Consider the following 22,337-nt stretch of genomic DNA (forward strand, 5'->3'; position numbering starts at 1 on the left):
AAAAAACTGGAAATGGGTGCCTATCTTAAGGCAGATTCAAAAGTATACCTATTTCGCTTTGTGATTGTGGTTCGCCAGCAAATCAAGCAAATAGGCTTTCAAGTCAACCATACGTAAATGCGTAGGCTTCTCATTCGTTCCGACAATGATAAGCGGAACAAGCGATTCCGTGTGGCGAATCGAACCGTGGCCCCCGCCCCCTTCATGGGTCGGAGAGCTTCGGTCCGCCAATTCGTATCCCGGTTTAGCCGTGACCACCAAGAATTGCCCTTTATGGGAGTTCAGCGCCCCTGACAATCTCGCCAGCACATCCGGATACTGCCCGTAGTCCAAAGTGCGAGTCTGGGCGTTCAATTGAAGGTCCAGCACTTCGGCATCCTGCTTCACGGTCCACGCTTGTTTATAACGGTCGATCAGGCTGCCCTTCTCTTTATATTGGAGCTGCTTATACGTGGATCCCTGCATGGCGTGAATCCATTCGTCTTCTTTCCATGCAACGAAATCAATGCGGTCATCCTTGCTTATGATTTCGGCCAAGCTTCGGAGCGTACGGTCCGGCTTGAACTTATATACGTAAGCCATCGTTTCATTCACCGCTAGCGCAATCTCGGTTTCATCCTTGAGATCCTCACCCGGCTTTAATATGCGGATGCCTTTCAGCATAGCAGGCAAATCAATCTCCGAACGCTGCTCACGTGGAAGAAGCTGCGTCATGCCGCTGTCCCCGGCGATGATGAATATAGCCTCTTCGAACGCTTTTTCCGGCGATCCAAACGACTGCAATAAGGATTGAAGCTGCTGATCCACCTTTTTGACGCCTTCGAGCTCCGACGGACCCTTTTTATGAAGCTTCTGGTCCAAGTCCGGCAGATATACATACAAAAAATCCGGCAGCTTATCAGCTTGGATCAGATGGTTTACGGCCCCTATCGCGAATTTATTGTTCATCCCCATCCGTTCGGTGAGATCGTCAGGCAATTTCTCGTTACCGTCGAAGGGATTGGACAGAGCTCCCAAGGTTAAAAAATCCGGGCCTTTAACTTTTATATTTTTCTGCAGCGACGTCGGCCCCTGTATCCAATCCGGGATCGTCAGCGTATGCTCGGTCGTTCCGCGATATACCAAGCCGTTGATCGACCCCGATTTCAAGCCCCTGCGGGCTAAATCTTCGTACATCGTACGCGAATCCGCATGTAAATGTTCCCCGTTCAGATGGATTAACGCATCGGTCAGGACTGGATTGATCCCCTGCCTCAGGATTTCCATGGGCCCTGTGCCGTAATTGATCAATTTTTTATCGTCGGTCGAATACCATAACAGACCCGGAACGCCATGTACGTTCGGATAGGCCCCCGTTAACATCGTGCTGTCAATCGTAACGGACATCGTAGGAAAAGAGCTGACCAGATCCTTGTAGTATTGCCCATGGTCAATCAGGGTTTGAAAGGTGGGCAGCTGCTTTTGGGATATGCCCTTATCGATGGCCTGAGCCATTAGGGAGTCGATCATCAAGAATATGACTTTCTTATGCGTCGCTCCTTGTTCGGATTTTACCCGCAGCAAATCCTGCTCGGCAGGTTGCTGGTGCTGGCATCCCATTCCCGTGATCAATACAAGAGACAGCATGCCGAATAAGATTTTTTGTATTCGCATTTCCATTCACCACCTTCGTACATTTTGTCACAGAGATGGGAATGTCATGCAAGGGATATTTTGCATATTCGCAGCATGTTCAAACTTAAAAGAGAGAGGACCCTTATCGCCCTCTCTCCCATGGTCTGTATCAATCATCCGCTGCCGTCCCCTTCGGTTTCGTCAGTTTGAAGAACGATCCCGCACCCAGCACGGAGGTGACGAACAGGATGGCACCCATCGGCACGGCGGTGGATTCGTTAATCCCGACCAGCGGTGACACCATCGAACCCAGCATTAAGGGAAGCAAACCGATGACTGCGCTCGCGCTTCCAGCCCGATGACCCTGGTTCTCCATGGCTAGCGTAAATGTACTGGTAGCTACCATACCGATCGTGATCATATACGTAAAGATCAAGATGACAATGACCGCAAGAGGTCCTTTGAGCATCGTCATGATCAACAGCAGCAAGGTTGCACTTACCGAGACCATAACCCCGATCCGAAGCAGGCTCCGCTCATGTATGATGCCGCCAAAACGGCCAATGATGAAGCTGCCTGTTATAATGGCGATTCCATTGATTCCGAACAGAATGCTAAAGACTTGCGGCGACACTCCGTAAATGCCTTGATATACAAATGGAGTACCGGAAACGTAAGCGAAGCTTCCGCCGTGAATGAAGCCTACCGTCAACGCGTAACCGATAAAGGAACGATCCTTGAACAGGCTTCCCATCGTACGCACCGAATGGGCCAGGGAGCTCGGCGTTCTTCTCTCGCGCGGCAACGTTTCCTGCAGCCGTATGGCCACGATCAATACGATGACTGCCCCGAACAAACTTAAAAATAAAAGATGGAATGCCAGCTCGCTCCCGGCATTAGCAATATGGCCCCGCCGGACATCGGTGCAACCATGGGGGCGACCGCGTTGATGACGGATAATAAGGCAAAAAACTTCGTAAGCTCGCGGCCGCTGAACACATCCCTTACAACGGCGCGCGAGATGACCAGACCTGCCGCTGCGGTAAAGCCCTGCAAGAATCTGGCGATGACAAGCGCCGTAATATGGGGTGCCAAAGCGCAGAACAAGGAGGAAAGGGCAAACAAGACCAGCGAAATGATGAGCGGCTTTCTTCTTCCTTGCGCATCGCTGATAGGTCCCACGATGATCTGGCCGACCGCAAGGCCGATCAGGCAGGATGTCAAGCTTAGCTGGACGAGCGATGCACGTGCGCCTAAGTCATCGGCGATTTCGGGAAAGCTGGGCAAATACATGTCGATATTGAACGGTCCTAATATGCCGAGCAAGCTAAGGAGCAAGGCTAATCCGAGGCGTTCTTTTCCTGTCGGGTTATGAAGCATAATGTGTCAAACACCTCTACTCTATGATTTTGTATTACATAGCCTGTCATTGTCTTGTCCATAAAATAGTACAACTGCAAGGCTGAACTCCCTATGTATACCAGCCGACAAAAGAAAAGCCCGGTTCGAATCAAACCGCGCTCTTCCCGCTTTTATAGAGGATCCGGTTGACCTTTTCGGAGCTCAGCATCATGATCAGAGCAAACAACAGGATGACGACGGGAAACAACCCGATGGATATCTGGGCTGCAACGATCCCAAAGAGCGGGGGCAGTATCGTTGTGCCTGTGTAGGCAACAGCCATTTGATACCCCATGATTCTGGACGATTGGGCTCTGCCGAAGCGCGCCGGCGTTTCATGCAGCATGCAAGGAAATATGGGCGCAAGGCCGAGTCCGATGACAATCAAACCGATGAGGGACAGATAGGGATGCAGCGGCAGCAATAACAGGACGGCCCCTGCAATAGCCGTCACCTGCCCGGCCCGTATGAGGGTGAGATTGTTGATCTTCAGCGTCACGAATCCGGTTATGAAGCGGCCGACCGTAATGCCCCCGTAATACATGGACACCCAGACTGCCGCTGTTTCCAATGGCAGCCCCCTGGTCCCTACCAAAAAGCTTGCTCCCCATAAACCGACCGTCATTTCCACACCGCAATAGAACAAAAATACCAGCAAGGTAACCTTTACCCCTTTGATCTGCAGCGGATTCCCGCGTTTCTGGGCCATGGCTTCCCCTCTGCCCGCGGAGTCGGTTCCCGTATGTACGTCCTGCATGTCTTGAGGCTGATGTCGGCTCGCCACGATCTTCCATAGCGGTAACGTGAGCAGCAGGATGAAGACCAGTACGAATTGCAGGATCGATACGGTATAATATCCGTCTCTCCATGCATTGTCGGTCCCCATGGAATAGGACATGATGATCGGTCCTAACGTTGCGCCGACGCCCCAGAAGCAGTGCAGCCAGCTCATATGATGGGCCTTATAATGGTTTGCCACGTAATTGTTCAACCCTGCATCAACTGCCCCTGCGCCTAAACCAAGGGGAATCGCCAGCAGAATGAGCCAGAACAACGATGGCGCAAACGAAAACCCGAGCAGCGCGCTGGCCGTCAGCAAACAGCTGATCAGCGTAACGATCCCCGTCCCGAAGCGTTCGATCACGCTTCCGCTAAACAGGCTGGACACGATCGTGCCTCCGGTTACCATCATCGACAGTAAACCCGCGGATTCAAAGGCCGCTCCAATATCCGGCTGCATGGCCGGCCAGGCGACACCAAGCAGCGAATCCGGAAGCCCTAAACTAATGAAGGCAAGATAAATAATAAGAAGAAAAAATGTTACCACGATGAAGGTCCTTTCAACGTTGTTATCAATATGGCAATACTCATCTATTCTAAACCTTGTTCGGTCTTATGGAAAGGCCAGGCACGGCTTTTGTCCTCGAAAGCGGCGTGCAGAATGAAATGTCAGGAATGGAACGCCTTCCAGAATTCACCTTCAGTATTGATGATATCCTGGATCTGTGCAAACGGAATGGTGAATGTCGGAAAACCCGCGGCGTAAGGAGCAATCTCGTAAGGCGCAAACACCAGATGAATCGCATGATCCGTCACATAGAAGGACTGGTCTTGAGCGATTCCCGTATAACTGTCCGGGAACACGTACGAATACTGAGGATCTTCCTTGATCTGCTTGCCGACGATCCGGCTGAGCTCCTGCACATAATCGCTGCCTGGCTTAAACAAATCCTTTAGCGAATACGTGCTGCCGTTCCCCAGGTTAATCAAGGCAAAGGTTCGGGTCGGCATGCCATGCGCGGCACCGAAGGGATAATGATAACCGTTCAGCTCGAGTACAAGCAGCTGCTCCTTGTAGAAAATGACGTCAAAATCGCCTGTATAAGCATATTCCAGCTGCTGGTCCGCCGGAATAAACTTTACTTGAGACATGTCTTTAAGCTTGTTATTAACCGCTTGCTCGGCAGCCCGATCCCGCATTCCCTCGATCTGAGGATAATAAACTAAGTAATCCGGATTGGGTTTATACTTCTTCTCTACGACCTGATAAGGAGGGTGTAACGGAATTACCGTATTCTGCTTCCATATGACGCGGCCCGATCGATCCAGATACGACAGTCTCTGATCGACCATGGCCTTTATCAAGCCGCCTGGTTCCAGCGTAAATGAACCGCTGCCGTTCACGCGGGGATATCCCGGCGCCGGTTGGCCTGTTCGATCGATGAAATACGTCTGTATTGCATCATATACCGAGGCTAAACCATGCTTGAATTCAAGAACGTCACGATATACATAATCGGACAGCTTCCTTCCGTCCCAATCTGCGATGGCATAGATGGAGCCAATATACGGCTGGGCAGGATCAATCGCGCGCCCGAGCGCAAACCGGTCTTCATTCAAATCCCGGATGTCGTTATACTCCGGCTGGATGACCCATTTCCCCCGTACATTAATGACGCCATACATTGATCGGTAATCTTCAGATGTATTAACGATAGCTCTGCCGCGATGGAAAGGAAATGCCGAAGTGTAAGCCGGCGGGATGACAACGTTCCCCTGTTCATCGATATATCCGTACTTCCCGGCGCTTTCCTTCTGGAAGGCCAGCATGCCATCACCTTGCGGTCCAACGTAAGCGAACGGATAGGTGGCCAATTGGCGCCCCTGAAGATCGATGAGGGCATAAAGATTTTCTTTAATTTTCACTACCGCTTTACCGCCTGCAAAATCATTCGCTTCCTCATACTGCGCAGGGATCGCCTCCAGACCCTCGGCACCGAGGTAGCCGTATCGGCTGTTTGCGCCATCACCGATGCCGGAATCGGTAACATAGTATACGGCTCTTCCTTCGCTAAGCCCCGCGATATATGGATAACTCCGCCTTGTCAGCACTTCCCCTTGTTCGTTGATCATTTGAAAGCCTTGACGATCGATCACGGTCGCCCGATGTTCCAAGAATGGACTGATGGACTGATACTTGGGCTCCACGACGAAACGGGCGAACCTGTCGATGAGCCCATAAAGGCCGTCATCGCCAACGACTGCAAGACCATTGTCCTGGAAATCCTGAGCATCCTCATACTTGGGTTGAATGACCATGCTGCCGCTACGGTCGATGTATCCCCACTTTGTTCCGCTCGTTGTTTTCACGGATGCCGGAAATAATCGGCCAAGGGTCTGCGATTGCCCCCTGCTTGCCAGCATTTCCTTGATCCGGCTCTCAAGCTCAAGCAGAATCTCGCGTGAAGGGTAAGGCTCTGCGAACTCAAGTGCTTTACGGACCGACACAAGCGCGGCCTCCTGCATCCCTGCCCGGTATTGCGCGTCTGCCAAGTAGTACCAATAATAAGCGTAATCCGGATGTTCGTGCGTCAATCTCTCGTAATACTGAACGACGGCAGGAAAATAATAAGGGTAAGCATCCGTTGCAGGCACTAACATTCCTCGGTCCCACCTGACCACTTCGACTCGATACGCTTCTCCCGTATCGTGGATCCATAACGCGATTTCAGCAAGACCATCCGAGCCCGCCGGACCGGGCAGATCCACGATATCGATATAACTGAAATTTACGTCAGCAGGCGCTATATCCATATATCCCTCCGGAGTCCATGCGTAGATCGACAATTTGGACCAGATAGAGCCAAGCTGCCAGCCTACGATCACATGGTCCAGGCTAGGGTTTAACACGGGAGCTGCCGTCAGTAAAGTAACCCCATACCCCTGTCCCATGACATTGGCAACAACATCGTAACCACCATTTCGATAAAGCAGCACAAATAGATACAATGCTTCATTCAATCGATAGACTCCAACGATTTCAGGCACCTGATCTCCCGTGACATCGGCGGTAATAACGGCAGCATGTTTGGCAGTATGACCCATGTGTACCATTTCCGCGCCGTTCGGCAGATAAGACTTAACCATCTGAACCAGCTGCGGATCATAAACGGACATGAAGTTTTCCTCCCTATTCGCAAGCTTTCTCGCCTAATCGTATGCAGACGATTGTCAAATATGCGCTTGCGCGAGAGGGAGACGGCGCTTCACGCGACATGTTTCGTCGCGGACCGTTACCTAAAAAAACGACCCGATCGCCGTGTAGCGATCAGATCGTCGTTTTCGTTCAGTACGGTTTGCTAACCATGAGGTATAAAATAACGAACGGCAGCAGTGTTGCTATCGTCCCGCCTACCGCCCAATACGTTGAAGCTCGCTTATAACTTGCTGAAATTCCTCCATCCTTTACGGACTGCAGACTATGCCGAATCATTCCTTTTTGCAGTGGAATCAATATGCCAGCCCACAGAATTCCCGTAATGCCGAACAAAACCAAGGAAGCCGTAAGCCAGCTCATACCGCTCATTCCATATCCGGCTTGCATGCCCATCACTATGCCTGAAACGATGATCAGCAGCAGGCCTGGAAGCGTGAACACGGCATCGGCTAACATGACATTTTTTACCGTGTGATGGATCTCTGCAGGATCTCCTTTCAGGTCCGCCCGCACCTTCCAGAATGCCGCCGTGACGATATTGCCCAGAAATAATACGCATCCGGCAATGTGAAGAAATAACCATAACGTCATCGGTCATCCCCCTCCTTACGATGCCCGGGCCGCAATATATCGATGATGAAATCCGAATATTCCTTCGTGCTGAATACATCGCTTGTTACGTCGATAAGCCCCCGCATCCGCAATCCGAAAGACAACAGCTCGAACAGCTCCGCTGTCCGTTCGGCATCAATGGATTTCGTAATGACGCCGGCTTCCTGGCCCGTAACAATCCATTCCTTGGAAGTGGCCGTCGCTTCCCTGTAGAAGCCAGCCACAATGTCGGCAATTTCCGGCTGATCGCTTTTGCCGATCAGGTACATCAAGATCAGGTTGCTGACATCGTCCCTGCTTTCCAGTCTCGACATGCCGGTTGCAATGGCATTCATCGGCCCGTCAAACTGTTTAATGTCCCCTTGCTTGTTCACCTCGTTCATGAACTGCTCGTTCTGTTCGGCAAGCCTTGCTCTTAACACGAGGACAAACAGCTCATCCTTGCTTGAAACATAATGAAAAATAGCTCCCTTGGACAAGCCGGAACGCTTCATGATGTCAGTGAGCGTGGTTCGGCTTGCGCCCTGCTCACGTATCAGTGCTTCCGTGGCTTCTAGCAGTATTCGCTTGGTCTGCTCTCGTCGTTCTTCCTGCTTCATCTGTTATCCTCCTTGAAGATGGTTGGTTGATTGGTTGGTTGGTTACCCCTGAGGCGGAAGCCATCCCGCCATGATGACCGCCGCCAGGAACACGATTTGCATCAGCGTTCTCGGTCCGATCGGAGTGGCCGGCTTGCCGTCGAGCGGCAATCGGTGTTTTGCAGCGTACACATTGGCCGGAAACATGGCCAGCAGCATAAGAGCCAGGCCTGAAGAGGCGAAGGCGGTCGTGGCCGGAATAAGGATCAGAATAGCTCCCGCAATCTCCAGCACCCCGGTGACGCTAACAACAAACGCGGCATAAGGGATCCCCGGCGGGACCATCGCGATCAGATCGGCTCGACGTTTTCCCCAATGGGCAGAAGCCGTAATCAGGAACATGACCGCAACCGCAAACCTGAGCGAAATAACCCAATCATTCGTATACTCCCAACCTGCAAAGCCCAGTGCCCGAAACAAAAGAAGCGACACGAACATGGCGATAAACGGTATCATGGCCTTCACCAACCTTTCGTGAATTTGTAACTTCATTATATATACCGACCGGCGGTTTGTAAATACGAAAATACAACATTTTTCCAAACCTCCACGGCCAGCCTCGTATGAAAATGTAAAGAACCAAGCCGGTTGCATCCAAACCCGGCTTGGCCCTTTCTTTTTACGATTCATTAAAGCTTACGCTAGCTATGGCTTTTTTCTACATACATTCGAAATAGCAGAATATACAACACCGTGCTGATCAAGGCCGATAACAGGATGATGCCGAATACGCCCATCGGCGATACCCAAGCTGACAGAAATACCGTCACCGGCGCCAGTAATCTTCCTACCGTAAACTGCAGACTGTCAGCTCCCATATACTGTCCTCTTGCATGCTCCGGCGCATAATGGCTGATAAAGCTTTGGGTCACCGGCGAGCGGACAATTTCCCCGAAAGTAAAAATAATGGTTACGAAGAATAAAAACCAGATGTTGGTGTTCAGCCCGAGCGCAAACGTGCCTACACCGGATAGCAAGGATGAAAGAACGAATACGTCCCGCTCCTTCCAGTTCCGAAACCACTTGGTTACCGGAAGAATAAATAGAACGAACAGGAGCCCGTTAAGGCCCAGCACCCACCCAAGAATCTCCGTGCTCGTTAACATTAGCGAATGACCGTTCCAGGAGAACAGCGTCTGGGATGGCACATAATCGATGACATATACCGCCAAATACAGGTCCAGCTGCATGATGGTCACAAGGGCAAATATCCCTGCCAGTATGTATACCAGAAACACTTTATCCCGAAAAATGATGCCATATCCCTTCCACTGCGCCTTAAATACCTGAAGGATCGAATCAGTTCGCTCCGGAATGCTCGCTGAAGCCGGTAAGGTTTCCCGAACAATGAAGTAAATCGCGATGAAATAGACCAGCAATACGACTGAACATGACCACAGGAGCTCTTGACGATACTGAAAAAAGAAAATGGCTCCAAGTGCCGGACCAAGCACGGCCCCTAAGTTGTTTGCCGTCGTAAACGTTGCGAATACCTGCCGTCGTTCTTGAACGGGAACCAAATCCGCTACCATCGCCGAACTGGCTGGCCTGTAGATGGCTCCCCCGAATCCGATGCCGATAAATGCGGCATAATCGGTCCAGTGCGAAGGCGACAGCGCGAACAGCGCAAACATGACCGTTTGCAGCGAGGCGCCAAGCAGCATGACGGGGCGTCGTCCCAGCCGATCGGCTAAAGCGCCGCCGAGCAGGCTGCCGACGATGCTGAATATCGGAGGAACCGTCATTAGGATTCCCGCGATATGATTGCCTAGAGCAGCGCCGAAATATACCGTTATGAAAGGAAAATACATCCAAAACAGCATATTGAACAGCGCTTCGCCGAATAATCGAACCTTTAAATTGGTATTCCATAATCGTAATGGCATAAAACTCCCTCTCTTCAGTCCAAACAGCACAAGTTCAACATTGGTTCCCGGCCGGGTATTACAAACTATAGGGCATTTTCCTGGCAAAATATAGACTTATATTTAACGCTGAGTTATACTAATAATATCAAAGCCGAATATAGTGATTTTCATTTTAGATGACCCATAAAACGAACATTTGTTCCAAATACAAAGGACGCTCCCCTCGGAGCGTCTTTTTTTGTTGCATGGCTGTATTCACTTGGACCTGCTGTCAGGGCGGGCATGGATAACGAAAACGCCCGTCAGATGGAGCCGGAATCAAGTAATTGGATCATCTCCAAGGCTTAATCCGCCAGCTTTTTCAGTTCATGCAAATGGTCAAAGATCATCTGGCTGACCTCGGAGACCCGTGCCCGATCCTTATACGTGAGCCATGCCAGCTCTTCAATCTCCGAAGCCGGTCTTAACTCCCCTTCATATTCAGCCGTATAACAGGACATCGTTACTCGTACGCCCTCCGATTTACCGTGGGCGGAAGCGCGGAAGCTCCCTGCATTCGCCGCGGTCTCCGGTTTGATGCGAACGGACAGCTCCTCCTCGATTTCCCGAACCAGTGTTTCGATATCGGATTCTCCCGGTTCCCGTTTTCCTCCGGGCAGGTAATACGTGTCCTTGCCTTTGGAACGTGCGCCCAGTATGCGTCCATCCAGGATGTGGATCCAAGCGATTTTATCAATTTCCGTTATCATATGGATTCCTCCCTCATTCTTCAATTGCCGATAGCTATGCCGTCTCTTGCTGCTCCTGTTTACCGCCTAACTTAAATACTAGTATACCCCCGATAATCACAAGAACACCGATCAACTGATTGCTCGTAAACGGGACCTTTTCCAGGCCCAACCAGCCCAAAGAGTCCCACAGCAGCGCGAAGCCGAGCTGCGAGGTCATAACGATCGAAATCGCGAATGTAGCACCAAGCAGCCTTGTCGCTTGTACCAAACAGATCACGACCCCGACTCCGATCATTCCGCTGATCCAGTACCAGGGCTCCATGTTTTGAATGTCGAATGTCCCTTTTCCCTCTACGACAAGACTCATGACGAACGAAGCCACAAAGCCCATGCCTAGCACCAACGTCGTTGTAGACCAGGAGCCTGTTTTTTCATTCACCCTGTTATTGAAAATGTTCTGCAAGCTAACCAACGAACCCGCGATTAGCGCTAATACCAATCCTGCTACCATGCTCTATCTCCCTTACGGTTTCTTCACCATCGTTATTCTTCGTAGATATTGCCGCCGGCGACACTCATCAACGCTTCCCGATCTTTGATCAGAATGGAACCCTTGCGGCGCACGATCAGTCCTTCACGGCTGAATTTCTGGATCACCCGGTTCAAATGCCGATAACTGGTTCCAAGCAGATTCGCGACATCCGTCAGATGGTATGCGGCCGGGTCGCTCATGACAAACGTGCCCGACTCTTCCTCCGACACGGACAGTAAATAACTGGCCAGTCGCACCTCCACCGGGTGCAGTAAATTAAAACTCAAGAAATTGGATTTGATATAAAACTTCCGCGTGATGATCCGCAGCAAAAATTGAAGCAGCGGCGGAAACTCCTGCCCGTATTTGCGAAGCCAGCGATAATGCACGCCGATCATGTAGACGGGCGACACGGCCTGTACCGTATTGATCATCGGATTTCCCTGAACGTATTCGATGTCTCCGATCACCTCAAGCGGCGTTTTGAATGAAAGAACCAGCGCCTTGCCTTCCGCGGATGTCGTGAAGATTTTAATTTTCCCTTCAACCAGGACGTACAGCATCTCGGCAGGATCGCCTTGCGTACAGATGATGTCGCCGTGGTCAAAATGATATAACACCAAATAAGGTTTTAGCCCATCGGGAAATACGGAATTGATTTGGTTGCTTAACAAAAAATCCTGCATGAGCTCGGCATCATGAATTTCCCTCACATCCCTGTCTCCTTTCCCCATCACCCGTCTAAAGGCCTCTTGTTATCCGCATCATAATTTGATAATCACGACTCCGGCAATCATCATCCCGATCCCGATGAATTGAGGCAAACTCATTCTCTTCTTCGTCACGCCGAACCATCCGTTGCTGTCAATCAGGAACGTCAAGAATAGCTGGGCGATTAATAACGCGGATATCGTTAATGTAACACCGATATTCTGAATCGCCGTCACCTCGCTGAATATGATGGGTGCGCCCAACGCTCCGCCGATCAGATACAGCGGCTTCACTTGCCCAAAGCCTTCCCTGCTGCCGTCCCGGACGAACAGCAGAATGACCAATGCCATCAAAAAACCGGTCAGCTGCGTGACGGCGGCGGCTTGCCAGGTGCCCATATCCTGGCTGATTCGTGCATTGGCTACACCTTGCAGCGTAATGCAGGCACCCCCAATGAATGCAAATAATATTCCTCTCACGATACAAACTCCTTCATCTATAGATCTGTATACTATTAAAAGTGATCTCACCGGACGCAGGAAAGGACATATGTCCTGAAATGAACGGGATTCCACATCTAGCCTGTCCGAAGACACGAATTTCATTATATACTATCTGTTGGCTTTTCATCGATCATGCAAAATAAAGCTGCCTAAATTTCCTTGGCAGCCTAAATGAGGGTTACGCAGATCCGGCTATCGCGCATTCTTAAGGTATAAAACAGTTATAACCAACATTGCATCTATGACTCTATCCTTCTTTTGTTTTAAAATATAACTATGATTAGTCATTTCTTGACGTTCAATGACCGGAAGGAGCTCCTCTACGCATGCTAGACAGACAAGAACACAACCCTGATGAACAGGGCCGAATTCAATTGCAATCGGATTGCGAACGCTGCTTTGGATTATGCTGCGTCGCTTTGCCTTTCGCTTCCTCTACCGATTTTGCCATCGACAAAGACGGCGGGACCCCTTGCCGCCATCTGCAATCCGACTTCCGATGCGGCGTGCACAACAGTCTGCGGCAGCGCGGCATGCGGGGATGCACCGTTTATGAATGCTTCGGCGCGGGACAAATGGTTTCACAGGTTACCTATAACGGACGCGACTGGCGGCAGGCCCCGGAGACGGCAAAAGAAATGTTCGACGTATTTCCGATTATGCGACAGCTTCACGAGCTGTTATGGTATCTGAACGAAGCGCTGAGTTTGCAGCCGGCGCATGGCATACATTCTGATCTTAGGTCGTCGCTGGAAGCGACGAGGAGGTTGACCCAGCTTCCAGCCGCATCCCTGTTACGTCTGGATGTGGCAGCTCATCGCGCTGAAGTGAACCAGCTGCTTCTTCGAACCAGTGAGCTTGTGCGGGACGATGCGCGACGGAAGCATAAAGGGCCGCCCGTGCGTCAGAAGATCGGGGGCCGCGGTGCCGATCTCATGGGAGCAAAGCTTAAAGGAGCTGACCTTCGATACGCCAATCTGAGAGGAGCTTACCTCATTGCGGCGGACCTCAGAGGAGCCGATCTGCGGGCCGCGGATTTGATCGGGGCCGATTTCCGGGATGCGGACCTAAGGGGAGCTAATTTAACGAACAGCCTCTTCCTGACTCAATTCCAGGTTAACGCAGCGAAGGGAGACGCAAGCACCCGGCTACCTTCTTCCTTAGCCCGGCCGGCCCATTGGACGTCTTAACGTCCCATGAATAGCAGCATACACAGGATCATTGACCAAGACCTTCGCAAAGGAATCTCCGGCAGCCACTCGCTGCCGGCTTCTTTGTGCTGTCTGAATGTCCGTACCCGACGATCGCGGCCCCTTGATCGTATCCATTAATTCTTGCCGGTCTTCTTCCATGAATCCTTCAACGATACGATCCGGTTAAACACCAGCCTTTGCTCCGTTGCATGCTTGGAATCCAGGCAGAAATAGCCGTGTCTGATAAATTGGTACGTTTGGTTCATGACCGCTTCCTGCATGGAAGGCTCCAGTATGGCGTCTTTGACCCGAATCAACGAATCCGGGTTCAGCAGATCCACCCAGATATTATCCGATTCCAGCAACTCGGCTGATTCCTTCAACAATGGATCGTACAAGTGAAGCTCCGCCGGAACCCCATGCTTCGCAGAGACCCAGTGCAGCGTGGATTTCACCTTGCGCCCTTTGAATCCGCTGCCGCTCTTCGTCAGTGGATCATACGTGCAGTGAATTTCCATGATGTCCCCCGATGCCGGGTCTTTAACGACATGGTCGCATTTGATGAAGTAGGCTCCTTTCAAGCGCACTTCCTTGCCGGGCGATAACCGATGAAATCCGGGATCCGGCTCCTCCATGAAGTCCTCCCGTTCGATATACAGCTCCCGTGAAAAAGGAACCTCCCGCATCCCTAACGCCTCAACATGTTCATGGTTCGGTATGCTCAGCAACTCAGTGCAATCTTCCCGAACATTCGTAATGATCACCTTTAGCGGGTTCATGACGGCCATCGCATTGCGGCACCGATCCTTCAAGTCCTGACGGATGAAATGGTCAAGCATCGCCGAGTCCACCATGCTGTTGCCGCGAATCACACCGAGTTCGTCCAGAAATTGCCGGATTCCCTCGGGAGTCACCCCCCGTCGCCGAAGTCCTTTCAGCGTAGGCAGTCTGGGGTCATCCCATCCGTCCACAAAACCTCCCTCGACGAGTTCCCTCAGGTATCGCTTGCTAGTAACGTATCCGGAGATATTCAATCTGCCAAACTCCCGCTGCTTCGGGGGCTCCGTCACTTCCAGCTCGGCCAGCACCCATTCGTACAGCGGTCGATGGTCTTTAAATTCGGCAGAACACAGCGAATGGGTGATTCCTTCGATCCAATCCTGGATCGGATGGGCAAAATCATACATCGGGTACACGCACCACATGGTTCCCGTACGATAATGCTCGGCATGAATAATCCGGTATAAGACAGGATCTCTCAGGTTCATGTTGGGCGAAGACATATCGATTTTGGCCCTGAGCACTTTCGCGGACGTCGGGAATGCCCCTGCCAGCATTTGTTCGAATAACGATACATTTTCCTCGATGCTGCGCTCTCGAAACGGGCTGTTCATGCCGGCTTCGGTCAGCGTCCCCCGGTATTCCGTCATTTGTTCCGGCGTGAGATCACAGACATAAGCCTTCCCTTTGATGATGAGCTTCCTGGCTGCCTCAGCGATTTGAAACGCATAATCCGATCCGAAATAAACGCCCGGCTTCAGTCCGAGCCACTCGATATCCTCCCGGATCGCATCCACGTATTTCATGTCTTCCTTCAGCGGATTCGTATCGTCGAACCGAAGATTGAATGTCCCGTTGAACCGGCTGGCGATGGCATGGTTAATGTGGATTGCATAAGCGCTGCCGATGTGCAGATAACCGTTGGGCTCTGGCGGGAACCGCGTAGCCACCGGCCTGTGATATACGTTGTTCTCCACATCCTCCTTGATCATCCTGGTCAAAAAATCCGCCGTTTCCGCTCCTCTGTTGTAATCGTTGCTCATACCTGAATCCTCCTTATGTTTTTAATTACTGCCGCCATGCCGTATAAAACAAAAAAATCCCGTCTCCAAGACATAAGTCTTGGGGACGAGATTGGTTTCGCGTTGCCACCCCTGTTCGCCGATATCTCACGATACCAGCCTTATCAGGTACGGCCATCACGCGATCGCTTATACCCTAGCTCTGTAACAGGAGCTCCTGTCGCACCATCCCTTGTTCATAAGTTCCGATGCGCCGCTCAGAGGCTTGGTTCAATGAAGGGCTTCCCGCTCCTTTTCAGCATACCGGAGCTCTCTGCAGGGATTCCTGTTCATCTACTCTTCTCTTCATGGCGTTTATAATTTGATCCATAATATCACCAGAAACTCAAAAAGTAAACCGCTGTACGTCACCTAAAATGAAACGCTCTTGTAAGACGTTCCACAAGATTATATCGGCAGCAGCTTCACCGCAGCCTGTTTGCCGCTGACCTGAATGCCCGTTTCCTTCTTGCCCACCTCGGCCAGATCCTGAACGAGTCGTTCAAGCAGCTTTCGGGCCGCTTCGCCTTCCTTGCCTTGAATGCGTATGACCGGCTGGACGGCTTTGCCCGCTGCCAGCAGCTTATGCATCTGCGAGAGCTTGGTGTCGTAATCATGATCTTCGATATGTACGGACAGGCGGAATTCCTTGACTTTAATCAGACCACCCGAAACCTGCTGCTTCGCCTTAACCGCCTCCTGCTTCGCCTGGCCGCGGCTTACGAGCTTGCATGGCGGCGGGCTGCTGAACAACGAGGTGCACACCAAATCGGCTTTGTGACGCTTTGCCAGGGCAAGCGCCTCATCCTTGGAGACGACACCCAACTCCTCGCCGTTCAGGCCGGTAAGCTCGACTTCGCGCGCTTTTATCTTTTCGTTCATCATCAACATGGACTGATCCTCCTATTATGTCTGTTAAACCATGGCTTTAATGATAGAATAACATACTCTTCCTATCACTCCGCAGGCACGGACCGGACAAAATACGTTCGGTATTCCAACTGTTCCGTGATTTCCAGGCAGTTCAACTGCTTGCCGTATACGCATGCTCCATCGATGCCGATTTTGTCCCCATCGTCGCAGAACCAAATATGCTCCGAGTCATGCAAGTTGACGGCCGGGGTATGCCCGAACACTACGGTTTTGTTGATGCCGGTAGGATAATTGTAGAAGGGTTCCCGTATCCAGATGAAATCATGTGGAGGCTGCTGCTTCCAGTCTTCCACGCCCGGATTGATTCCGGCATGCACGAATAGGTGGCTGTCTGTTTCATAATACAGGGGCAGCGTATCGAGAAAGGATAGATGATGCTCATATTCCCGTTTTATGTAGGCCTTGCCTTCATTGTATCTGGAGCGATCCATATCGCCATCCAAAAAATCGGCGCCGCAATAACTTTCAATCGTGTTTCGCGCACCATTGCGAATCCAGCGTGAATTGACTTCGTCCGTATCCAGCAGAATGGCATCCAGCATCATCTGATCATGATTCCCGCGAAGGGTGATGACGCCGGAATCCCGCATTCCCATCACCTGCTCAATCACTTCTTTGCTTTTTGATCCGCGATCCACATAATCCCCAAGCAGGACCAGCTTATCCTGTGCGGGATTATACTGCACTTCAGACAATAATTGATTGAATTCATCGTAGCAGCCATGAATGTCGCTTATCGCTAAGGTTCGAATCGTAATCTCCTCCCTTCCTCTTTGATAGTGCCGCCATAAGTTATGGCAGAACGCACGGTTTTATATTATGAACGTCTATATTATACAAAACTATATTTAGCCATCACATCTCCCCAGGGAGCAAATCCGGCTTCCGTAAACCCGATTTGAGTATATAGTCTTTTTGCACGCTCGTTCCCGGGTTTGTAACACAGCATAACATCATCCGTACGATTCGGCGAATGGCGAATCTCATCAAGAACCAGGCGAATCGCAGGCTTGGCATAATGCATTCCCTGAAATTTGCCGTCGATCATAAATCGGTATATCCAATAGTTGTCATCGTGCGGGTGCAGCCCGTACATAACAAATCCGATCATTTCATCATCATGGAAAATGGCTCTCGTCTCGAAACCCTCCATAAATTGAGCTTCCGCTATGGAATATAGATTAGGGGCAATCCATTTCTCCTGTTCAGGTTTGGGTTTAAGGCGGATGCAATCCTCCCAATTATCTTTATCTATGACATGAAGTGATATCAAATGCAAGACTCCTTCAACATGGTTTATGCCTCTATCCTAATTCAACTCGGGCGATATTTCACGGTAATAAATATTTAAATCCAAACAGGACGCAGCACGTTGTCAGGTACTGTGCAAGATAATGAATGATTATAAGCATTTATTCCATATTCCGTTCACTTCTCAATGGATAAACTAGAAGTAACTTTATTCTACATGGAGGCGATATCTATGCGGCAATGTCACAACGACATCCAACCGAAAGGACTACAAATGATGAAACGAATGAGGGTTACGATATATGAAGAACATATTGAACATTGGAGTTTTGGCCCATGTTGACGCCGGTAAAACTACGTTAACAGAGCAAATTCTTTATAAGGCCGGTATTATTGAACAAGCCGGCTCGGTGGACCATGGCAGTACGACCACGGATTCGCTGGACATTGAGCGGAGACGGGGCATTACGATCAAATCCGCCGCGGTATCGTTCATGCTGGGCGATCTGAAAGTCAATCTCATCGATACGCCCGGTCATGCCGACTTCATCTCGGAGGTCGAGCATTCGCTTAGTGTACTGGACGGCGTCATTCTAGTCATTTCCGCCGTTGAAGGCGTACAATCTCAAACCCGCGTGCTCATGCAGACATTGAAGGAACAAAAGATACCCACCCTATTGTTCATGAACAAAATCGATCGAATGGGCGCCGACTACCGGAAGGTTTATGCGATGATACGCCATCAGCTTGACGAACATATTTGCGAGATGAGCTCGGTCATGAAGGAAGGCGGCGCAGCCGTTCAGGCGGACACGGCCGATCCCCACCACGCAGGCTGGGTGGAAACTCTGGCATTGTCCAATGACGATCTGCTGAACGATTATGCCCTGGATATTCCGATATCACAAGAGCGGCTGCAGGAGGAATTGCGGAGGCAAACGCGCCAAGGCAAAGCTTATCCCCTATTTGCAGGTTCAGCAGCCAAAGGACTCGGCATTGAACCGCTGCTTCAAGCGCTCGGTGATTTTTTCCCGGTTAACCATTCGTCAATGCTTCAGCATGAACCGTTATCCGGCTTGGTATTCAAAGTGATCAGACGGCCGAATGGAGAGCGGAATGTATACCTCCGCCTGTATGCAGGCTGCATCCAGTATCGTGATGAAATTCCGGTGATCCATCAGAACGGACAAACCTCGACGCTCAAGGTGAAGCAGCTTCATGCCCTGCGCCAGGGCAAATCCATTCCGGTCCATGGAATCGGCGCAGGCGACATTGCCATTCTCATCGATGGCGAACTCAAGGTGGGCGACATCATCGGCAGCGTTTCCGGGAGGATGAAGACGGTTCATTTTCAGAAGCCGCCGATTCAAGTCCGGGTTTCGGCCGTTCATTCCGCGGAGAAACATCAGCTGCATGCCGCCTTAAGCGATCTCACCGAAGAGGATCCTTTTCTGCAATATAGCCAGGATACGAAAACAAGCGAGAATGTCATCCATGTATTCGGCAAAGTCCAGCAAGAAATTCTGCTGGAAACGATTCTGCAGCAGTACGGCATCGAAGCCGAATTTTCCGCGCCGCGGGTGATATGTATCGAGAAGCCTTATGGCACGGGCGAAGCCGTTGAATATATAGGCGAGTGTCCTTTTTATGCAACGGTGGGCATCAGGGTCGAACCTGGCGAGCTCGGTACCGGAATTCAGTACAGACTGGAAGTGGAGCTGGGCTCCCTTCCCTTAGCTTTTCAGAAAGCAATCAAAGACACGGTATTCGAGGTGCTTCAGGAAGGTTTGTACGGATGGGCCGTGACCGATACGATCGTAACGCTGACGCATACCGGTTACGCAAGCCCGGTTTCGACGGCAAAGGACTTTCGAAGCTTAACTCCTCTAGTCCTCATGGCTGCGCTCGACCAAGCAGGGACGGAAGTATACGAGCCCATGAACGTGATTCAATTCATTCTGCCGGAAAACAGCTTAAGCAAAGTACTTTCCAAATTAGCCGCGCTGGACGGCACTTATCAGGAACCTGCGTTCCATAACGGTACCGTCCACGTTCACGGCACCATTCCGGTACGGACTACCGACTTGCTGAAAGCCGAGGTTCATTCCCTTACGAGCGGTGAAGGCATGCTCACCGTTAAACCAGGCGGTTATACGAAGGTGCAAGCTCCCTTCCCAGTGAATACACGTCGGCAAGTCAACCCGCTGAACCGTGGTGAATATATGCTTCACTTAAACAAGATCATGTAAGAACACTGGCGGACTTGCGGCTTCATCGAATTGCAAGTTGGTAGGTTATTCAGCTTGTTTCGCGTTAGGCGACTCATGCACACAGGATGTAAAGACAGGTAGCGGTGTCGAGAGAGAATCTCGCCCGCTATTTTTCTTCTTCCCGCACAAAAAAAGCCTGCGCATGTCCGCTATAAGCGATTAAAAGCGAGGGAAACGAACCGAACGCCGTAGCATATGGATTATGTTCGCCATAGCGGAACGCGTAACGTTTTCTATTGATTCTGCGGCCTGCCGTGCATAACAACCCAAGCACGAGCCTTTCATCGTGAATAAGATGAATGCATAACCGATGTTCCATTATGAACCTTCAGGAGGCAAGAGGCCTATGCATGCCATAATCGGGATTATTTCCATCATGCTCACGATAAGCATCCTCCGCCGCAAATCTCGGAGAAACAATCGATAGCCTACGATAGGCTGATATTCGATTGGGGCTGCCTATCTACGGTTGATATATACAACAAATTACGGCCGGCGCATCGCCGGCATTTTTTTGCGTTTTACCGGAATCTATCTTTCTTAGTTCGGCGCAACATTTTTTGCCCCTTGTCACATATTAAGCGACAGGAAAAAACGTTGCTCTAGACCCACCCATGCGTGGATTGGTATTATAGTCAGGTACTATTTTTAGGGGTGTGCGGAAGGAGTCGGCCAGACGTGGAAGAACAACGTTACAAGGATCTAAAATTAGGTGAAAAAGGTGCGATTATCAGCATCATTGCTTATATCTGTCTATCTGCAATCAAGCTATTGATAGGTTACTCGGCGAACTCCGAAGCTCTGCGTGCCGACGGATTAAATAATGCTACCGACATTGTGGCATCTATTGCCGTATTGATCGGATTACGATTATCGCAAAAACCTGCGGACCGGGATCATCCTTACGGACACTGGAAAGCGGAAACGGTAGCATCCTTGATCGCCTCTTTCATCATGATGGCCGTCGGGATCCAGGTATTGTTCGGGGCCTCATCTTCCATGTTTGAAGGTACCCACGAATCGCCTGATCTCATATCCGCCTGGACCGGTATCGGCTGCGCGTTGGTCATGTACTGCGTTTACCGCTATAACAAGCGTCTTGCCAGCCAAATTAACAGCCAAGCCGTAATGGCGGCCGCGAAGGATAATCTCTCGGACGCTTGGGTCAGTATCGGCACGGTTGTCGGCATCATCGGGGCCCAATTTCAACTTCCCTGGCTCGACCCGCTGACGGCCATAGTGGTAGGTTTTCTGATATGCAAAACCGCTTGGGATATATTCCGTGATGCCTCTCATCATTTAACCGACGGATTCGATGAGAACATCATCAAAGGCTACAAAGAAACCGTGAAACAAGTGGTTGGCGTCAAAGGGGTCAAAGACATTCGGGCAAGAAATTACGGCAGCAACACGGTGGTCGACATCGTCATTCTGGTCAGATCCAATCTGGACATTCGGGTTGCCCATGATATTTCGGACCAGGTGGAGCATGAATTAAAAGAAACGCACGGCGTTTACGACGTCCATGTTCATATTGAACCGAGTTAAACTCCTGATTCCAAAGTGTCAAAACAACGACGAAGGTCCGGCCGCTTTCTCATTGGCCGGACCTTTCATCAATTCTGTGCTTCGATCGATTTTAAAAGTGCGCTTCAATTCCTCCATTGTTTCATAGCGGTTCAGGTCAACGCCTATGATGTTAGATGGGCTTCCTGGATCACCTTCAAGATTTATTTACCTTGTCTTCTCCAAAATAAAACCCTTTAAGTTGTTGATCAAAGAAATCCCTTAAGTTTTCTTGATCGATTGTATAAATCATTTGCCCAGTCCATATATCTGTTCTTGTTATATAAATCTTTTCAAGATCATATTGGATTCTTATTTCTCTTCCGGCCTTTAATTTAAAAACAATCCCTGCACTAATGCTGGTGTTTGCTGGTATTTGATTCAACGCTACACGATCTGATTCAGGTACAGAATTAATCCAATTTACAATATTATTAATTTCATCCTGATTTAATTCAACGTCTATCCAATCGATATATGCACCTGATCCTTTTCTGGTGTATCGTGCTTTGGACATCTCCGTGCTGGAGATTTGTTTTACCTGAATTTCTTTATTTAAGTTTGACTTACTCATGAAACCATTCATATCACCCAGAACAAAATATAATGTCCCTATAACGAGTATGAGGATCATAAGTGTTCTTCTATTTTTTAGATTGGTTATAATTGCACTCTC

At 50.2% G+C, this 22,337-nt stretch carries 19 protein-coding genes, 1 pseudogene and 1 other annotated feature; of the genes and pseudogenes, 3 read left to right on the plus strand and 17 right to left on the minus strand.

Features of this window, described 5'->3' with window-relative positions:
• Positions 1 to 48: 48 nt before the first annotated feature.
• The 12 genes and pseudogenes from HMPREF9412_RS19975 to HMPREF9412_RS20030 form a co-directional block, all read right to left on the minus strand.
• Positions 49 to 1,653, minus strand: coding sequence for an alkaline phosphatase family protein (locus HMPREF9412_RS19975; protein WP_009593480.1), 1,605 nt, complete (start codon positions 1,651 to 1,653; stop codon positions 49 to 51).
• 130 nt (positions 1,654 to 1,783) lie between these two features.
• Positions 1,784 to 2,994, minus strand: a pseudogene (locus HMPREF9412_RS19980) (Bcr/CflA family efflux MFS transporter).
• A gap of 130 nt (positions 2,995 to 3,124) precedes the next feature.
• Positions 3,125 to 4,345 carry an MFS transporter gene (locus HMPREF9412_RS19985; protein ID WP_036672850.1) on the minus strand — a complete coding sequence of 407 codons (1,221 nt, stop codon included), beginning with the start codon at positions 4,343 to 4,345 and terminating at the stop codon, positions 3,125 to 3,127.
• Positions 4,346 to 4,464: 119 nt separating this feature from the next.
• On the minus strand, positions 4,465 to 6,972 hold the full coding sequence (locus HMPREF9412_RS19990) for a WG repeat-containing protein (protein ID WP_009593513.1): 2,508 nt from the start codon (positions 6,970 to 6,972) through the stop codon (positions 4,465 to 4,467).
• Between the two features lie 169 nt (positions 6,973 to 7,141).
• Positions 7,142 to 7,603, minus strand: a complete 462-nt coding sequence (locus HMPREF9412_RS19995) for a DUF2269 family protein (RefSeq protein WP_009593507.1) — start codon at positions 7,601 to 7,603, stop codon at positions 7,142 to 7,144.
• Entirely contained in the window at positions 7,600 to 8,223 is a 624-nt protein-coding gene (locus HMPREF9412_RS20000; RefSeq protein ID WP_009593558.1) for a TetR/AcrR family transcriptional regulator, read from the minus strand. The genes HMPREF9412_RS19995 and HMPREF9412_RS20000 overlap by 4 nt, the downstream gene beginning before the upstream one ends.
• 42 nt (positions 8,224 to 8,265) lie before the next feature.
• Positions 8,266 to 8,718 (minus strand): DoxX family protein, encoded by a 453-nt coding sequence (locus HMPREF9412_RS20005; protein WP_009593552.1) that lies wholly within the window; start codon positions 8,716 to 8,718, stop codon positions 8,266 to 8,268.
• Between the two features lie 185 nt (positions 8,719 to 8,903).
• Positions 8,904 to 10,148: an MDR family MFS transporter gene (locus HMPREF9412_RS20010; protein ID WP_009593530.1), complete on the minus strand. Its 1,245-nt coding sequence runs from the start codon at positions 10,146 to 10,148 to the stop codon at positions 8,904 to 8,906.
• Between the two features lie 326 nt (positions 10,149 to 10,474).
• On the minus strand, positions 10,475 to 10,879 hold the full coding sequence (locus HMPREF9412_RS20015; RefSeq protein ID WP_009593522.1) for an NUDIX hydrolase: 405 nt from the start codon (positions 10,877 to 10,879) through the stop codon (positions 10,475 to 10,477).
• 34 nt (positions 10,880 to 10,913) lie between these two features.
• On the minus strand, positions 10,914 to 11,372 hold the full coding sequence (locus HMPREF9412_RS20020; RefSeq protein WP_009593479.1) for a DMT family transporter: 459 nt from the start codon (positions 11,370 to 11,372) through the stop codon (positions 10,914 to 10,916).
• A 32-nt stretch (positions 11,373 to 11,404) separates the two neighbouring features.
• The gene (locus tag HMPREF9412_RS20025; protein ID WP_009593540.1) at positions 11,405 to 12,106 is read right to left on the minus strand and encodes a Crp/Fnr family transcriptional regulator; all 702 of its coding nucleotides are present in this window, start codon (positions 12,104 to 12,106) and stop codon (positions 11,405 to 11,407) included.
• A gap of 51 nt (positions 12,107 to 12,157) precedes the next feature.
• Positions 12,158 to 12,583: a DMT family transporter gene (locus HMPREF9412_RS20030; protein ID WP_009593502.1), complete on the minus strand. Its 426-nt coding sequence runs from the start codon at positions 12,581 to 12,583 to the stop codon at positions 12,158 to 12,160.
• Between the two features lie 350 nt (positions 12,584 to 12,933).
• Between HMPREF9412_RS20030 and HMPREF9412_RS20035 the strand changes: the two genes are divergently transcribed.
• Positions 12,934 to 13,797 carry a pentapeptide repeat-containing protein gene (locus tag HMPREF9412_RS20035; RefSeq protein WP_009593496.1) on the plus strand — a complete coding sequence of 288 codons (864 nt, stop codon included), beginning with the start codon at positions 12,934 to 12,936 and terminating at the stop codon, positions 13,795 to 13,797.
• Positions 13,798 to 13,934: 137 nt separating this feature from the next.
• On the opposite strand, the gene HMPREF9412_RS20040 is transcribed toward HMPREF9412_RS20035, so the two are convergent.
• The 4 genes from HMPREF9412_RS20040 to HMPREF9412_RS20055 all read right to left on the minus strand — a co-directional run bounded on the left by HMPREF9412_RS20040 (position 13,935) and on the right by HMPREF9412_RS20055 (position 17,847).
• The gene (locus HMPREF9412_RS20040; RefSeq protein WP_009593560.1) at positions 13,935 to 15,623 is read right to left on the minus strand and encodes a glutamine--tRNA ligase/YqeY domain fusion protein; all 1,689 of its coding nucleotides are present in this window, start codon (positions 15,621 to 15,623) and stop codon (positions 13,935 to 13,937) included.
• Positions 15,624 to 15,701: 78 nt separating this feature from the next.
• Positions 15,702 to 15,960, minus strand: a binding site (T-box leader).
• Between the two features lie 89 nt (positions 15,961 to 16,049).
• Complete coding sequence (infC, locus tag HMPREF9412_RS20045) at positions 16,050 to 16,532, minus strand: translation initiation factor IF-3 (protein ID WP_009593569.1); 483 nt, start codon at positions 16,530 to 16,532, stop codon at positions 16,050 to 16,052.
• A gap of 65 nt (positions 16,533 to 16,597) precedes the next feature.
• Positions 16,598 to 17,332, minus strand: a complete 735-nt coding sequence (locus HMPREF9412_RS20050) for a metallophosphoesterase family protein (protein ID WP_368072390.1) — start codon at positions 17,330 to 17,332, stop codon at positions 16,598 to 16,600.
• A 74-nt stretch (positions 17,333 to 17,406) separates the two neighbouring features.
• Entirely contained in the window at positions 17,407 to 17,847 is a 441-nt protein-coding gene (locus tag HMPREF9412_RS20055) for a GNAT family N-acetyltransferase (RefSeq protein ID WP_009593512.1), read from the minus strand.
• Between the two features lie 280 nt (positions 17,848 to 18,127).
• Between HMPREF9412_RS20055 and HMPREF9412_RS20060 the strand changes: the two genes are divergently transcribed.
• Complete coding sequence (locus HMPREF9412_RS20060; RefSeq protein ID WP_009593478.1) at positions 18,128 to 20,074, plus strand: elongation factor G; 1,947 nt, start codon at positions 18,128 to 18,130, stop codon at positions 20,072 to 20,074.
• A gap of 699 nt (positions 20,075 to 20,773) precedes the next feature.
• A complete protein-coding gene (locus tag HMPREF9412_RS20070) occupies positions 20,774 to 21,643 on the plus strand; it encodes a cation diffusion facilitator family transporter (RefSeq protein WP_009593486.1) in 870 nt (289 codons plus the stop codon).
• Between the two features lie 175 nt (positions 21,644 to 21,818).
• Here the strand turns inward: HMPREF9412_RS20070 and HMPREF9412_RS20075 are convergent, their stop codons facing one another.
• Positions 21,819 to 22,235, minus strand: coding sequence for a hypothetical protein (locus tag HMPREF9412_RS20075; RefSeq protein WP_254664082.1), 417 nt, complete (start codon positions 22,233 to 22,235; stop codon positions 21,819 to 21,821).
• Positions 22,236 to 22,337 lie beyond the last annotated feature (102 nt).

Source organism: Paenibacillus sp. HGF5, assembly GCF_000204455.1.
GTDB classification, from domain to species: domain Bacteria; phylum Bacillota; class Bacilli; order Paenibacillales; family Paenibacillaceae; genus Paenibacillus_AQ; species Paenibacillus_AQ lautus_A.